Consider the following 15,877-nt stretch of genomic DNA (forward strand, 5'->3'; position numbering starts at 1 on the left):
CCAATTACTTCAGATCATGCGGCTATGAACCAGAATGAGCGGAAAACGCTCTAAAAGTGTCCGATATGGATTTTTCGAGTCCTCTTCTGGACTCACATCTACCAGGCCCTTGCGCAATGCACAGGGGACTGGCACATAAAGGCACATACTGAGGCGACCTAAAACCGCAGAAATCCGCCGTTTTCTAGCCAGATGAGGCAATCCTCTTCTGGCACCACTCTGCCGAAAAGTCGGCGCGATGTCGCCGTTTCGGGCCGTCGGGCGGCTGGGCGCTCTCGGGTGAGGCTGCCGCTTTCTGCGCCGCATGCCGCGAGGTCACGGTGTAGGTTCGCCAGTGCTTCGTGGTGCCGGTACATGGCACAGGGCAAAGCCGCATCATTTCGGGCGAGGCCTTCGCCGATCGCCCCACCTCAGCGAGACACCGCTCGGAACAGAGCGGATCATGGGCTATTCACCCACCATGCTCAGTTCGATCATCCCCACTCGCAGCATGCTGCTTGCCATTTTCATGCTGATGGCGGGCAATGGCGTCATGTCCACGCTGGTCAGCTTCCGACTGGAAAGCGCAGGGTTGCGGGCCGGGATCATCGGTCTTGTGGCGACATCCTATTTCGCAGGTCTCACCATCGGGGCTTTGCGTGCCTCCCCGATCATCCGCCGCGTGGGGTATATCCGCACCTTTGCAGCAGCGGTATCGCTGCTTTCTGCGACCACGCTTGCCTATGCGCTGTTCCAAAATGCAGGGTTCTGGGCTCTGCTGCGCTTCGTCGACGGGCTGTGCATCGCAGCCGTGTTCATTTGCCTCGAAAGCTGGCTGAACGAGCGGGCGGAACCCAGCACCCGCGGCTTGGTTCTCGCGGCTTACATGATCTCGCTTTATGCCGGGCAGGCGCTCGGACAATTCCTGCTCAATCTCGATACGTTTGTCGCAGCCCCGTTCGTAGCATCGTCGCTGCTCGTTTCCCTATCGGTTCTGCCGATCGCACTCACCCGCCTGCAGGAACCGGTCGTGGCGCAGCAATCGCCGCTTACGATCCGCGGCCTTTACGCCGCATCGCCGCTGGGGGTGGCAGGGTGCGGCATGACCGGGCTGATGCTCGGCGCATTCTACGGTCTGGGCGCTGTCTATTCGCGCCGCGTGGGCCTGGAGATGTCGGAAGTGGCGCTGTTCATGAGCGCGGTGATCGCCGGAGGGGTCGCGCTCCAGTGGCCGGTCGGGTGGCTGTCCGATCGGTTCGATCGGCGCGCGGTCATCGTGGCGACGCTGCTGGGCACAACAGTGGTCTGCGGCGCGCTGGGGTGGCTTGCGCGTCCGGGCGCCATGCTCATGATCCTGGGGGCGGCGTTCGGCGGGCTGAGCTTTGCGCTCTATCCGCTCTGCGTTGCGCACACGAATGATCACCTGAATGCCGAGCAGCGGGTGAGTGCAAGCGGCGGGCTTGTGCTGATCTATTCGGTCGGGGCAGCGGTCGGGCCGACGGCGGCTTCGGGGGTGATGATGGCTGTCGGTGTCGGAGGATTGTTCCTGTTCATCGGCGGCTGCGCCCTGCTGGCGCTCATGTTCGCATTGTGGCGACAGTTCCGCGGCGAGCCGGTGCCGAGCGAGCTGCAACATCCCTACCAGATCCTGCCGCGCACCACGCCTGCGGCTGCCGAACTGGATCCGCTTCCGCGCGCCGCTGATTAGCGTTTCGGGTTTTTTTGAACACAGCGCCGTTCGCTGCGTTTCGTTGGGGAGATCAGAAGACAGCAGGAAGAAAACTTGTCCGATCCGGTTCTGAAAGAAGCCGCGCCCTTGCGAAAAAGCGCGCGTATCGCGGTCAACCCGCCGGTCTTCTATACCTCGGCGGCGTTGATCCTGCTGTTCGCCGCTTTCGGCGCTGTGTTCGCGCAGCCGGCGGCGGTGCTGTTCGCCCGCGTGCAAGCGTTCATCGTGGCGGACTTCGGCTGGTTCTACGTTGCCGCGGTCGCCGGGTTTCTGATCTTTGTCATCTATCTGATGTTCAGCCGCCACGGCGATGTGAAGCTCGGCCCGGACGAGAGCGAGCCCGATTACAGCTATCTTTCCTGGTTCGCGATGCTGTTCAGCGCGGGAATGGGAATCGGGCTGGTGTTCTTCGGCGTTGCCGAACCCATCCAGCACTATGCCGCTCCGCCAATCGGCGAAGGCGGCACGTTCGAGGCGGCACGTCAGGCGATGGTTCTGACCTTCCTGCACTGGGGGCTGCACGCCTGGGCGATCTACATCGTGGTCGGCCTTGCGCTGGCGTATTTCTCGTTCCGCCGCGGGCTGCCGCTGGCACCGCGTTCGCCGCTCTATCCTCTGATCGGGCGCCGCATCCATGGGCCGATCGGCCATTCGGTGGACATCTTCGCGGTTATCGGCACGATGTTCGGCGTGGCCACGTCGCTGGGCCTAGGCGTTCTGCAGGTGAATGCCGGCCTCGCCTACCTGTTCGGCGTTCCCGTTTCGGCGACGACGCAATTGCTGCTGATCGCGATGATCACCGCCATCGCCACCCTGTCGGTGTTCCTCGGGCTGGACAAAGGGGTGAAGCGCCTGTCCGAACTCAACATCATCCTGGCGGTGCTGTTGCTCGGCTTCGTCCTGTTTGCCGGGCCGACGATCTTCCTGCTCGACGCCTATCTGCAGAATATCGGCGCCTATCTCGATTCGCTGATCCAGCGCACCTTTCGTCTTTACGCCTACGAGCCGAACCCGTGGCTCGGCGACTGGACGCTGTTCTATTGGGGATGGTGGATCGCTTGGTCGCCATTCGTCGGCATGTTCATCGCCCGGATCTCGCGGGGCCGGACGATCCGCGAATTCATCGGCGGCGTGTTGCTGGTGCCGGTATTGTTCAGCTTCCTGTGGATGACGGTGTTCGGCAACACCGCGATCGCGCTCGACATGAGCGGGGTCGCGCCCATTGCCGAAACTGCGCTTGCCAACCTTCCCGTCGCCCTGTTCGAGACCTTGGCCGCGCTGCCATTCGGCGCTGTGACGTCGTTCATCGCGACTCTGCTGGTGATCACGTTTTTCGTCACGTCGGCGGATTCCGGCGCTCTGGTGATGGACACGATTACATCGGGCGCGGCCGAACACCCGCCGGTGTGGCAGCGCATTTTCTGGGCTGTTTGCGCCGGCACCATTGCCGGCGTGTTGCTGATCGCCGGCGGGCTGCAGGCGCTGCAGACCGCCGCCATCGCCAGTGCCCTGCCATTTGCCGTCGTGATGATTTTCATCTGTGTCGGTCTGCTGCGGGCGTTGCAGATGGAGAGCGCCGATTCCGCCATCGATCTTTCCAATGCCGAAACGGCCGCCACCGATCCCGAACTCAGCTGGCAGCAGCGGCTGATATCGCTGATGCATCACTTCAGCGCCGACGAAATCGCAAGTTACATCGGTTCGACCGCTCGCCCGGCGCTGGATGCAGTCGCCGATCAGATGCGCGAGAGCGGCTTTTCACCGCACTTGTCGGAGGAAGAAGGCCGGCTCGACCTGCGCATCCCGCACGGCGAACGGGGCGATTTCCAGTACACGCTGCGGTCGCGAAGCTTCCTGTCGCCCAGTTTTATCTGGCTCGAGCGGCCCCAATCATCGGGTGCGGAACAGCGCCACTTCCGGGTGATGGCGCATAGTTCGGAGGGCGACCAGCCGCACGACGTTACCGGCTTCACGCAAGACCAGCTGATCAACGATCTGCTCAACCGCTACGCGCGCTTCCGCCATACGCGCAGGATGCGATGAACATGGCGAAGGTTGACGATCAACATCTGGAACACGCCCGGCAGATGTTCTTTGCCGAAAAGTCGCGGCGGGAGGCGATCCGGGGCAGCCTCAGCACGCCGGTCGCGGCCCTTTCCTTCGCGGTGTACGCTCTTGGCACGCTGAGCGTTGAGATCGACGTTGCCCGACTGGGGCATATCTCGACCTTGGCTGTCCTTTGCCTCGCCACTTGCTCGGTGGCGGCGCTGGCTGCCTCGGCTTATCAGGTGCTGCTGTCAGAGTGGCTGTTCGTCTATCATGAGCCTCCGCGGCTGCCCGATCTTGCCGCCGGGGGCGGAGCGCGCGGTGGTAATGACGGTGCGGATGACAGTGAGAGAACGAGGGGCGTTCTCGCGGCAAGCTATGCCGTGGCCTATGAAGAGCTGCTGAAGGGCAATGCGATCAGCGCGATCCGCCGGACATGGGCGCTCCGGTTGATCCTGCTCGCTCTCCTTCTGCAAGCAATCGCCTTGCTGATCCTGCCTTTCCATCGCGGAGGGTTTTAGCGATGTCACTTTTGGACAAGCTTTTTACCAGGCGCCGCGGCGTTCCCCGCTTTTCGGCGCTCCCCCAGCGCACCCGTCAGCGGCTTGCGGCGGCCTGCCGTGATCTGACCCGGACCGAGAACGAGATGGCGGACAAGCTCGGCCTCGATACGCCGCCGCGACTGATGCTGGTGGACGAAGAAGAAGCCGTCATCCTTCTGAAGACGGATCGGGAGTGCACTGACTGACCCGGTACTATTGACCCGCCGCCCGCTCCAGCCGCGCACGGGCTTCGCTTTCACCGATCAGGGGGAGCAATTCGCCCATGTCCGGGCCATGGTCCATGCCTGTGAGAGCCTGCCGTAGCGGGAGAAACAGGCCCCTGCCCTTGCGGTCGGTGGAACTCTTCAGCGCCGCAGTCAGACCGCCCCACGGATCGCTTCCCCATTCAAGCGTCGCAGCGGCAGCGGCGAGATAGCCACGGTCTTCGTCCGAAAGTTCGGGTTGCTCGATCGGGCCGGTCACCAGCCGCCACCACTCGGCGGCCTCATCGACATGGGCAAGGTTGGGACGGATCGCGTGCCAGCCAGCCTCGTCCATGCCGTGGGGCAAACGCGCTCTCACCGCTTCGAAATCCAGTTGATGGACGATCGCGGCGTTGAGGCGCTCAAGGTCTTCCTCATCGAACTTGGCGGGCGCGCGGCCGAAGGTCGAAAGATCGAAGCCGGCAATCAGCGCCGCGCGATCCGCGATCGGTTCGACCGGCAGCGATGTGCCGAGCCGGGCCAGCAGGGCGACCACAGCCTCGGGCTCGATCCCGCGCTCGCGCAAGGCATCGCTGCTGAGCGAACCGAGCCGCTTCGACAGCTTCCCCTCGCGCCCGACCAGCAGTGCTTCATGGGCAAAGGAGGGCACCTTTTTTGCTGCACTTTCTGCCGCAGCAAAGCCTGCAGCAAAAAGTGCAGTAAAGATCTGAATTTGCACCGCTGTGTTGGAAACGTGATCCTCGCCGCGCAGCACCTGCGTGGTGCCCATATCAATGTCGTCGACCGCACTCGGCATCATGTAGAGCCATGAACCATCGGCGCGGCGGATGACCGGATCGGAAAGCTGCGCAGCGTCGAATTTCTGCGGCCCGCGAACGCCGTCCTCCCACGTGATCGGCTCTTCATGGTCGAGCAGGAAGCGCCAGTGCGCTGGCGTGCCTTCCGCCTCCTTCCCGGCGCGTTCGGCTTCCGTCAGGCCCAGCGCAGCGCGGTCATAGATCGGCGGCAATCCCCGGCCGAGCGCAATCTTGCGCTTGATCTCCAGCTCCTGCGCGCTTTCGTAACAGGGGTATATCCGGCCAGCGTCCTTGAGCCGCGCGAAAGCATCCTCGTAGCGCTCCAGCCGATGTGACTGGCGTTCCTCGCGATCCCAATCGAGGCCGAGCCAGGTGAGGTCAGCCTTGATTGCGTCGACATATTCCTCGCGGCTGCGGGCCGCATCGGTATCGTCGATGCGCAGGATGAAGCTGCCTCCGGCCTTGCGCGCCAACATCCAGTTGTGCAGCGCAGTGCGGATATTGCCGACATGCAGGCGGCCGGTGGGCGACGGGGCGAAACGGGTGATGGTGCTCATGGCTCGCCCGTTAGCGCGGCTTGAGCACTATTGCGAGTAGAGCGTGACGGATCGGCCACCGCCCGCCAATTCGATCCCGTTCGAGGGCGTGCGCTGCGCCTCGCTGACAGCATCAATCACCGCAGCGAGATCGAAGACGACGCGGGGAGAGCTCGTGCGTGCAAGACAATCGGGCGCGGGCGAAACAACGCGGGTTGTTGCGAGGGCGCTCCCTTCGAGCGCGTAATCCCACGCAAATCCGCCGCAGGCTGCATCGAAGATGATGCGGCTGTCTGTGACCGTCAGGGCAAGGCCGATAGGCGCATCGATCGGCGCGCCGTCAATTCCGGCGACGCGATATTCGCCGACAAGGCTGACGACCGGCGTGACGACGGGAGAACCCGCAGGTGGATTGTTCGGCGCGGTATCGGGCGCAGTCGAAATTTCGCGGTTGGGGCCGCAGGCGAGCAGTGCGAGGCAGGCGAGAGGAATGAGCTTCTTCATGTATACCGCCTACCATCACTTCGGCGGCGTGCGAGCCGAAATCAGACGGCCCGCAGTTCAGCCGCGGCGAGCGCCAGCGCCCCTTCCCACAGGCGGTGCAGCCGGTCGTTGCGGATCAGACCGGTAAGCGCAGCTTCGAAGCCGATCCGGTCCGCAGCGGCAGCGGCGTCGACAAATGCGCCGATAGTCGCTTCGTCGTGGCTCATCAGACGGCAGCAAAAGCGCGAGACATGAATGTTTTCCGGCCAGTTCGCGGAGATGGTCTGCGCCAGGATCAGCGATTTGGCGGCGACGTCGACGCTTCCGAGTCTGACTGCCAGTTCGGGCACGGGGTCACGCCCCATCCGTTCATGCAGCGCGATCAGCCGCAGAGCATGGATGAAACGCCCCGCGATCGGACCCAACTGCTCGATGCGCGGCGGAGCGGCCAGCGCGGCAACGATATCGCGGGCCTTGGCGGAGGACGGGAGCTGCCGGGACATGAAACCTCGCTGATGTTGGGCGCCGATGGGACGGACATCGGGCTAGGCTTTATGCGAGTGATTTGCAATAGCGGATTTACTGCAGCCGGAGGGGCACGCGAACCGGCCAAAGGAAACCCCGCCGGAACCGAAGCTCCGACGGGGTCTCTCATTGCGTCACGCGGGTGCGCGAGAGGGGTTTATTCCTCGCCGGCGTCCTCCGCATCGGCAGCCGGGGCCGCGGCCGCCATCGCTGCCATCGCCGCCTTCATCTTCTCTTCCGATCCGACCGCATCCGGTGCCGGTTCGGCTTCACGCTGGCCGGTTGCGGCAAGCGCGTCCTGCTGCTTCTTCCATGCGGCCTTCAGCGCGGCGTCGCGGCTGTTGGCGGTGACACGCAGGCGGTTCATGCCCGCGCCGGTACCGGCGGGGATGAGACGGCCGACGATCACGTTTTCCTTCAGCCCGATCAGCGTGTCCTTCTTCCCTTCGACCGCCGCCTGCGTCAGCACGCGGGTGGTTTCCTGGAACGAGGCCGCCGAAATGAAGCTGCGCGTCTGGAGCGAAGCCTTGGTGATCCCGAGAAGCACCGGAGTACCGCTCGCGCCCTGCTTGCCCTTGCCCAGCTTGCCGTTGATCTCCAGCATTTCCGCCAGATCGACCTGCTCGCCCGGCAGCAGGGTGGTGTCCCCGCCATCGGTGATCTCGACCTTCTGCAGCATCTGGCGAACGATCACCTCGATGTGCTTGTCGTTGATCTTCACGCCCTGCAAGCGATAGACTTCCTGGATCTCGTTGACGAGATATTCGGCCAGAGCTTCGACGCCCATCACTTCAAGGATGTCGTGCGGGTTGGGCGAGCCGGAAACAAGGGTGTCACCCTTCTTCACGAAATCGCCTTCCTGCACGTCGATCACCTTGGTCTTGGCGATCAGGTATTCCACCGGATCGCCTTCCTCGGGAATGATCGCGATCTTGCGCTTCGCCTTGTATTCGCGGACGAATTCGATCCGTCCGGAAATCTTGGCGATAACCGACACGTCCTTGGGCATGCGCGCCTCGAACAGTTCGGCCACGCGCGGCAGACCGCCCGTGATGTCGCGGGTCTTGGCGGCTTCGCGGCTGGCACGGGCGAGAATGTCGCCCCCTTCAACCGTCTGGCCATCCTCGACCGACAGGGTGGTGCCCGGAGCGAGCATGTAACGTGCCGCTTCGATCTCACCCGAGCCTTCGGCCAGCAGGGTGAGGCGCGGACGCAGGTCTTCCTTCTTCTTGCGACCCGTCGCCCGGTTTTCGGTCACCACGCGCTGCGCAATGCCGGTGGCATCATCGACCGCTTCCTCGAGCGTGATGCCCTCGGCCAGATCCTGATACTTAACCACGCCCGATTGCTCGGTGATGATTGGCAAGGTGAACGGATCCCACTCGGCCAGACGAGCGCCGATCTTCACGTGCTCGCCATCCTTGAACATCAGCACCGTACCGTAAGGCACCTTGTGCATCTCGCGCTCACGACCTTCGGCGTCGATCACCGCAATCTCGCCGTTGCGGGCAAGGCTGAGGATACGACCGCGCTTGTCGGTGATGGTAGGCATGTCGCGAAGCTCGACGCGGCCATCCGAAATCGCCTCGAGGTGCGAAGTTTCGTTGAGCTGCGCCGCGCCGCCGATGTGGAACGTCCGCATCGTCAGCTGGGTGCCGGGTTCACCGATCGATTGCGCCGCGATGACGCCGACGGCCTCACCGATATTGACCGGCGTTCCGCGGGCCAGATCGCGTCCGTAGCAGGTGCCGCAGACACCCTGTTCGGCTTCGCAGATCAGCGGCGAACGGATCCGGGCCGACTGCACTTCGGCATCCTCGATCGCCTTGACCATCGGTTCGTCCAGCAGGGTCAGCTTCGGAACGATAACCTCTCCGGTCGCGGCGTTGACGATGTCTTCCATCGTCGTGCGTCCGAGAATGCGCTCGCCGAGCGAGGCGATCACCGAACCGCCCTGAACGATGGCGCGCATTTCGAGCGCGTTTTCCGTGCCGCAATCTTCCTCGACGATGACGCAATCCTGCGACACGTCGACCAGACGGCGGGTGAGGTAACCCGAGTTTGCCGTCTTCAACGCCGTATCCGCGAGGCCCTTACGAGCGCCGTGGGTGGAGTTGAAGTATTCAAGAACGGTCAGACCTTCCTTGAAGTTCGAGATGATCGGCGTCTCGATGATCTCGCCCGAAGGCTTGGCCATCAGCCCGCGCATCCCCGCAAGCTGCTTCATCTGCGCTGGCGAACCACGCGCACCGGAGTGGCTCATCATGTAGATCGAGTTGATCTGGGCTTCCTTGCCCGTTTCTGCATCGATCGGAGTCGCCTTGATCTCGGCCATCATCGCGTCTGCGACCATGTCACCGCACTTCGACCAGGCGTCGATCACCTTGTTGTACTTTTCCTGCTGCGTGATCAGACCGTCCTGATACTGCTGCTCGTATCCGGCCACCAGATCCTTGGTCTCGTCCACCAGTTTGATCTTGGCGTCGGGGATGATCATGTCATCCTTGCCGAAGCTGATCCCGGCCTTAAAAGCATAGCGGAAGCCGAGGCTCATGATCGCGTCGGCGAACAGCACCGTGTCCTTCTGGCCGGTGTGGCGGTAAACCTGATCGATCACGTCGCCGATCTCACGCTTGGTGAGCAGGCGGTTGATGATGTCGAACGGCACCTTGTAGTTCTTGGGCAGGCATTCGCCGATCAGCATCCGGCCCGGAGTGGTTTCGAAACGCTGCATCGAAACCTTGCCGGATTCGTCGGCCTGCGGAACGCGGGCGAGAATGCGGGTGTGCAGCGTGACCGCCTTGGCTTCGAGTGCCTGGTGCACTTCGGCCATGTCGGAGAAGCGCGGCAGGCGCTCGACCTTGGTGCCATCGGCGTTTTCGAGGTATTCCGGGAACTTCTCCTGCCGCTCCATCGAGAGATAGTAGATCCCCAGAACCATGTCCTGCGAAGGCACGATGATCGGCTTGCCGTTGGCGGGCGAGAGGATGTTGTTGGTCGACATCATCAGCACGCGCGCTTCGAGCTGGGCTTCCAGCGAAAGCGGCACGTGGACCGCCATCTGGTCGCCATCGAAGTCGGCGTTGAAGGCCGAGCAGACCAGCGGGTGCAGCTGGATCGCCTTGCCTTCGATCAGGACGGGCTCGAACGCCTGAATGCCTAAGCGGTGCAGCGTCGGCGCGCGGTTGAGCAGCACCGGGTGTTCGCGGATCACCTCGTCGAGGATGTCCCAGACTTCCTTGCGCTCCTTCTCGACCCACTTCTTGGCCTGCTTCAGGGTCATGGACAAACCCTTGGCATCCAGACGCGCGTAGATGAACGGCTTGAACAGTTCGAGCGCCATTTTCTTGGGCAGGCCGCACTGGTGCAGCTTGAGCTCAGGCCCGGTCACGATCACCGAACGGCCCGAATAGTCGACGCGCTTGCCGAGCAGGTTCTGACGGAAGCGGCCCTGCTTGCCCTTGAGCATATCGGACAGCGACTTCAGCGGGCGCTTGTTGGCGCCGGTGATCACGCGGCCACGGCGGCCATTGTCGAACAGGGCGTCAACCGCTTCCTGCAGCATCCGCTTTTCGTTGCGGACGATGATGTCCGGCGCACGCAGTTCGATCAGGCGCTTCAGACGATTGTTGCGGTTGATGACGCGGCGATAGAGATCGTTGAGATCGGACGTCGCGAAACGGCCACCATCGAGCGGCACCAGCGGGCGCAGTTCGGGCGGGATCACGGGGATCACTTCGAGGATCATCCACTCGGGGCGGTTGCCCGAATCGATGAAGCTTTCGACGACCTTCAGCCGCTTGATGATCTTCTTGGGCTTGAGCAGCGACTTGGTGGTCGCGAGCTCTTCCATCAGCACGTCGCGCTCGTTCTCGAGATCGAGTTCGGCCAGCATGATCTGCACGGCTTCCGCGCCGATGCTGGCGCTGAAGGCGTCCTCGCCATATTCGTCCTGCGCTTCGAGCAGTTCGTCTTCGGTCAGCAACTGGTACTTTTCGAGCGGGGTCAGGCCCGGCTCGATCACGACGTAGCTTTCGAAGTAGAGAATGCGCTCCAGCTGCTTCAGCTGCATGTCGAGCAGCAGGCCGATGCGCGACGGCAGCGACTTCAGGAACCAGATATGCGCAACCGGCGCGGCCAGTTCGATGTGGCCCATGCGCTCGCGGCGCACCTTGGTGACGGTGACTTCGACGCCGCACTTTTCGCAGACGACGCCCTTGTACTTCATGCGCTTGTACTTGCCGCACAGGCACTCGTAATCCTTCACAGGGCCGAAGATGCGCGCGCAGAACAAGCCGTCACGTTCGGGCTTGAACGTGCGGTAGTTGATGGTTTCCGGCTTCTTGATCTCGCCGTAGGACCACGAGCGAATACGCTCGGGGCTGGCGATGCCGATCTGGATCTGGTCGAAAGTTTCGGGCTTCGCCAGCTGGTTGGTGAATTTCGTGAGTTCGTTCATGACTTGCTTCCCGCTGATGGGATGAATTCAGATGGGCGAGGGGTGCGGGAGCCGGAAACTTACGTCCCGGCCCGCCGCGCCTCTATTCCGCTGCGATCGCGCTGTAATCGGTCTGGTCGCCGTCATCCTCGTCGAGGATCGACTTCAATTCGACGTTCAGACCCAGCGAGCGCATTTCCTTGACGAGCACGTTGAAGCTCTCAGGGATACCGGCCTCGAAGGTATCGTCACCCTTGACGATCGCTTCGTAGACCTTGGTGCGGCCGACCACGTCATCGGACTTCACCGTCAGCATTTCCTGCAAAGTGTAGGCCGCGCCGTAAGCCTGCAGCGCCCAGACTTCCATTTCGCCGAAACGCTGTCCACCGAACTGCGCCTTACCGCCCAGCGGCTGCTGGGTGACGAGGCTGTACGGCCCGATCGAACGCGCGTGGATCTTGTCGTCGACCAAGTGGTGCAGCTTGAGCATGTAGATGATGCCCACGGTGACCTTGCGGTCGAACGCCTCGCCAGTGCGGCCGTCATACAGCGTGGACTGACCTGAGGAGTCGATCCCTGCCTTGATCAGCATTTCCGACACGTCCGGCTCGCGCGCACCGTCGAACACCGGGGTCCCCATCGGAACGCCTGCTTCGAGGTTGCCCGCCAGTTCGACGATATCGGCCGTGGTGCGGCTGTCGAGATCCTCGAAATACTGCTCGCCGTAGATGTCCTTGAGACGATCCACGACCGCAGCCGGCGGCGGAACATTGGCGTAATCTTCGGCAGCGTTCGGATTGGCGGCATGCCATTCCTCCAGCTTTGCCTTGATCTCGTGGCCCAATGCACGTGCCGCAAAGCCGAGGTGCGTTTCGAAGATCTGCCCGACGTTCATGCGCGACGGCACGCCCAGCGGGTTGAGCACCAGATCGACCGGTGTCCCGTCTTCGAGGAACGGCATGTCCTCGGCCGGCAGGATGCGGCTGATCACGCCCTTGTTCCCGTGACGGCCGGCCATCTTGTCGCCCGGCTGCAGCTTGCGCTTCACCGCGACGAACACCTTGACCATCTTGAGCACGCCCGGGGCGAGTTCATCGCCGCGTTCCAGCTTTTCCTTGCGGTCCGCGAACTTGGCATCGATCACCGCTACGGCTTCGTCGTACTGGGTCTTCACCGCTTCGATCTGTGTCTGACGATTGTCATCGGCGACCGCGAACTTGAACCATTCGTGACGTTCGATTTCCTCGAGCATTTCCTCGGTGATCTCGACGCCCTTCTTCGAACCCTTCGGGGCAGCCGATGCGGTCTGGCCGATCAGCATGTCACGCAGGCGGTTGTAGGTCGCACGGTTGAGGATGGCACGTTCGTCGGCGGCATCCTTGCGGAGGCGTTCGATTTCCTCGTTCTGGATCGCACGGGTACGGTCGTCGATCTCGATCCCGTGGCGGTTGAACACCCGGACTTCGACGATGGTGCCCGCAACGCCCGGCGGCAGCCGCAGCGAGGTGTCACGCACATCCGAAGCCTTTTCACCGAAGATCGCGCGCAGCAGCTTTTCTTCCGGGGTCATCGGGCTTTCACCCTTGGGCGTGATCTTGCCCACGAGGATATCACCGGGGTGCACTTCTGCGCCGATATAGACGATGCCCGCTTCGTCGAGGTTGCGCAGCGCTTCCTCGCCGACATTGGGAATGTCGCGGGTGATGTCTTCCGGCCCGAGCTTGGTGTCGCGCGCCATGACTTCGAATTCCTCGATGTGGATCGAGGTGAAGACGTCGTCCTTCACAATACGTTCGCTGATCAGGATCGAGTCTTCGTAGTTGTAGCCATTCCACGGCATGAACGCGACGAGGCTGTTCTTGCCGAGCGCCAACTCGCCGAGATCGGTCGAGGGGCCATCGGCAATGATGTCGCCCTGTTCGATCACGTCGCCCACCTTCACCAGCGGACGCTGGTTGATGCAGGTGTTCTGGTTGGAGCGCTGGAACTTCTGCAGCGTGTAGATGTCCACCCCGGACTGGCCGGGTTCGACATCGCCGATCGCGCGGATCACGATACGGGTGGCGTCCACCTGATCGACGATCCCGCCGCGACGGGCGGCAATCGCCGCGCCGCTATCACGCGCCACGGTTTCTTCCATCCCGGTGCCGACCCAAGGCGCTTCTGCCTTGACCAGCGGCACGGCCTGGCGCTGCATGTTCGATCCCATCAACGCGCGGTTGGCGTCATCGTTTTCCAGGAACGGAATCAGCGAGGCGGCGACCGAAACCAGCTGCTTGGGCGAAACGTCCATCAGCGTCACGTGTTCACGCGGCGCCATCAGGTTGTCACCGTTGTGGCGGGCCGAAACCAGTTCCTCGACGAAGCTGCCGTCTTCGTTCAGCTCGGCCGAAGCCTGCGCGACGGTGTGCTTCTGCTCTTCCATTGCGGAAAGGTAGATCACGTCGGTCGTCACGTTGCCGTCCACCACCTTGCGGTAGGGGGTTTCGATGAAGCCGTACTTGTTGACCCGGCTGAAGCTCGCCAGCGAGTTGATCAGACCGATGTTCGGGCCTTCCGGCGTTTCGATCGGGCAGATGCGGCCATAATGGGTCGGGTGAACGTCGCGCACTTCGAAGCCTGCGCGCTCACGCGTCAGACCACCCGGGCCCAAGGCCGAAACGCGGCGCTTGTGGGTGACTTCCGAGAGCGGGTTGGTCTGGTCCATAAACTGCGACAGCTGCGAGGAGCCGAAGAATTCGCGCACCGCAGCCACAGCCGGCTTGGCGTTGATCAGATCGTTCGGCATCACGGTCGAAACATCGACCGACGACATGCGCTCCTTCACGGCGCGCTCCATGCGCAGCAGGCCGACGCGGTACTGGTTTTCCAGCAGCTCGCCCACCGAACGCACGCGGCGGTTGCCGAGGTTGTCGATATCGTCGACTTCGCCCTTGCCATCCTTCAGGCCGACCAGTTCCTTGACCACGGCGAGGATATCTTCCTTGCGCAAAGTGGTCACGGTGTCTTCGGCATCGAGGCCGAGACGCATATTCAGCTTCACGCGGCCCACGGCCGAAAGGTCATAGCGTTCGGCATCGAAGAACAGGCCTTCGAACAGCGCTTCGGCAGTTTCCTTCGTCGGCGGTTCGCCCGGACGCATGACCTTGTAGATGGCCTCGAGGCCTTCATCACGGTTTTCGGCCTTGTCGGCTTTCAGCGTGTTGCGAATCCACGGCCCGGTATTGATTTCATCGATGTCGAGCAGTTCGAGCCGGTCGATCCCGGCCTTGTCGAAGGCTTCGACGTGTTCGAGTGTGAGTTCATCGCCCGCTTCGATGTAGATGCGGCCCGTCGACTCGTCGATCATGTCGCACGCGGCGTAGCGGCTGACGACTTCTTCGGTCGGCAACAACAGATCGGCGAGGCCATCCTTGGCAGCCTTGTTGGCGGCGCGCGGCGAAATCTTCGTACCGGCGGGAAACACTTCTTCACCGGTCGCAGCGTCGATCAGCGGGAAGGTCGGCTTCGACCCGCGCCATTGTTCGGCCACGAACGGAATCTTCCAGCCATCCTTGGCGCGGTCCCACACCACGGTGTTGTAGAAGTGCGAGAGAATGCCCTCGGCATCGAGGCCGAGCGAATACAGCAGCGCCGTGACCGGAAGCTTGCGCTTGCGGTCGATCCGGACGTTGACGATGTCCTTGGCGTCGAATTCGAAATCGAGCCACGAACCGCGGTAGGGGATCACGCGGGCAGCAAACAGCAGCTTGCCCGACGAATGGGTCTTGCCGCGATCGTGATCGAACAGCACGCCCGGCGAACGGTGCATCTGCGACACGATCACACGCTCGGTGCCGTTGATGATGAAGGTGCCGTTATCCGTCATGAGCGGCATGTCGCCCATGTAGACATCCTGCTCCTTGATATCGAGGACGGAGCGGGTTTCGGTTTCCTGATCCACTTCGAACACGATCAGGCGCAGCGTCACCTTCATCGGGGCAGCATAGGTGATGCCGCGCTGACGGCACTCGGTGGTGTCGTACTTCGGCTCTTCGAGTTCGTAATGCACGAAATCCAGCTCGGCAGTGCCGGCGAAATCACGGATCGGGAACACCGAACGCAGCGTCTTTTCGAGGCCCGAGACATAGCCGGTCGCCTTGTCCGAACGCAGGAACTGCTCGTAGCTTTCGCGCTGAACCTCGATCAGGTTCGGCATCTGCACCACTTCGTGGATGTCGCCGAAGATCTTGCGGATGCGCTTTTTCGCGGTGCCCTGCGCCTTGCGGCTGCGGATGACGGGCGTCTTCGCCTTGGTTGCCATGGAGGAGTTGGCCTCTTTGATTGGGCCGCGCGACGGTGCCACGCGGACGGGTAAAATCGCTGTCGTTCGACGCAGAAAACGTGCCGGATCCGACGCAAAAACGCCGCATTGCCATCCCCCCTCTTCGGTGGGCGCTGGCCGCAGCATTCTGTTTGCATCGCGAAATTGGCTATCCGCCGCTTCCATTTCGGGACCGATCCCCGCGTATGAATCGGTCTTGCTCGAAGCTTGCGTGAGGGGCGCATGTAGGATCGCCGCCGCCCGGTGTCAACGCC

Annotated in this window: 9 protein-coding genes; 4 read left to right on the forward strand and 5 right to left on the reverse strand. The window is 62.6% G+C overall.

Going from position 1 to position 15,877, the window contains the following annotated elements; all coding sequences use genetic code 11:
* The first annotated feature begins 460 nt into the window (after positions 1 to 460).
* From Q0L48_RS15650 to Q0L48_RS15665, 4 genes are all read left to right on the forward strand, one after another.
* The gene (locus Q0L48_RS15650; protein WP_296722584.1) at positions 461 to 1,687 is read left to right on the forward strand and encodes an MFS transporter; all 1,227 of its coding nucleotides are present in this window, start codon (positions 461 to 463) and stop codon (positions 1,685 to 1,687) included.
* A 75-nt stretch (positions 1,688 to 1,762) separates the two neighbouring features.
* Entirely contained in the window at positions 1,763 to 3,751 is a 1,989-nt protein-coding gene (locus Q0L48_RS15655; RefSeq protein ID WP_296722503.1) for a BCCT family transporter, read from the forward strand.
* 2 nt (positions 3,752 to 3,753) lie between these two features.
* Positions 3,754 to 4,275: a hypothetical protein gene (locus tag Q0L48_RS15660; RefSeq protein ID WP_296722505.1), complete on the forward strand. Its 522-nt coding sequence runs from the start codon at positions 3,754 to 3,756 to the stop codon at positions 4,273 to 4,275.
* A gap of 2 nt (positions 4,276 to 4,277) precedes the next feature.
* Positions 4,278 to 4,502: a hypothetical protein gene (locus Q0L48_RS15665; RefSeq protein WP_296722507.1), complete on the forward strand. Its 225-nt coding sequence runs from the start codon at positions 4,278 to 4,280 to the stop codon at positions 4,500 to 4,502.
* 7 nt (positions 4,503 to 4,509) lie between these two features.
* Here Q0L48_RS15665 and gltX read toward each other — a convergent pair whose 3' ends face one another.
* From gltX to rpoB, 5 genes are all read right to left on the reverse strand, one after another.
* Positions 4,510 to 5,874 (reverse strand): glutamate--tRNA ligase, encoded by a 1,365-nt coding sequence (gene gltX / locus Q0L48_RS15670; RefSeq protein WP_296722509.1) that lies wholly within the window; start codon positions 5,872 to 5,874, stop codon positions 4,510 to 4,512.
* A gap of 27 nt (positions 5,875 to 5,901) precedes the next feature.
* A complete protein-coding gene (locus tag Q0L48_RS15675) occupies positions 5,902 to 6,357 on the reverse strand; it encodes a hypothetical protein (protein ID WP_296722511.1) in 456 nt (151 codons plus the stop codon).
* 41 nt (positions 6,358 to 6,398) lie between these two features.
* A complete protein-coding gene (locus Q0L48_RS15680) occupies positions 6,399 to 6,839 on the reverse strand; it encodes a DNA-directed RNA polymerase subunit beta' (RefSeq protein ID WP_296722513.1) in 441 nt (146 codons plus the stop codon).
* Between the two features lie 179 nt (positions 6,840 to 7,018).
* Positions 7,019 to 11,320, reverse strand: a complete 4,302-nt coding sequence (gene rpoC, locus Q0L48_RS15685; protein WP_296722515.1) for a DNA-directed RNA polymerase subunit beta' — start codon at positions 11,318 to 11,320, stop codon at positions 7,019 to 7,021.
* Positions 11,321 to 11,402: 82 nt separating this feature from the next.
* A complete protein-coding gene (gene rpoB / locus Q0L48_RS15690) occupies positions 11,403 to 15,602 on the reverse strand; it encodes a DNA-directed RNA polymerase subunit beta (RefSeq protein ID WP_296722516.1) in 4,200 nt (1,399 codons plus the stop codon).
* Between the last annotated feature and the right edge of the window lie 275 nt (positions 15,603 to 15,877).

This window comes from Erythrobacter sp., from assembly GCF_024305245.1.
Taxonomy (GTDB): domain Bacteria; phylum Pseudomonadota; class Alphaproteobacteria; order Sphingomonadales; family Sphingomonadaceae; genus Erythrobacter.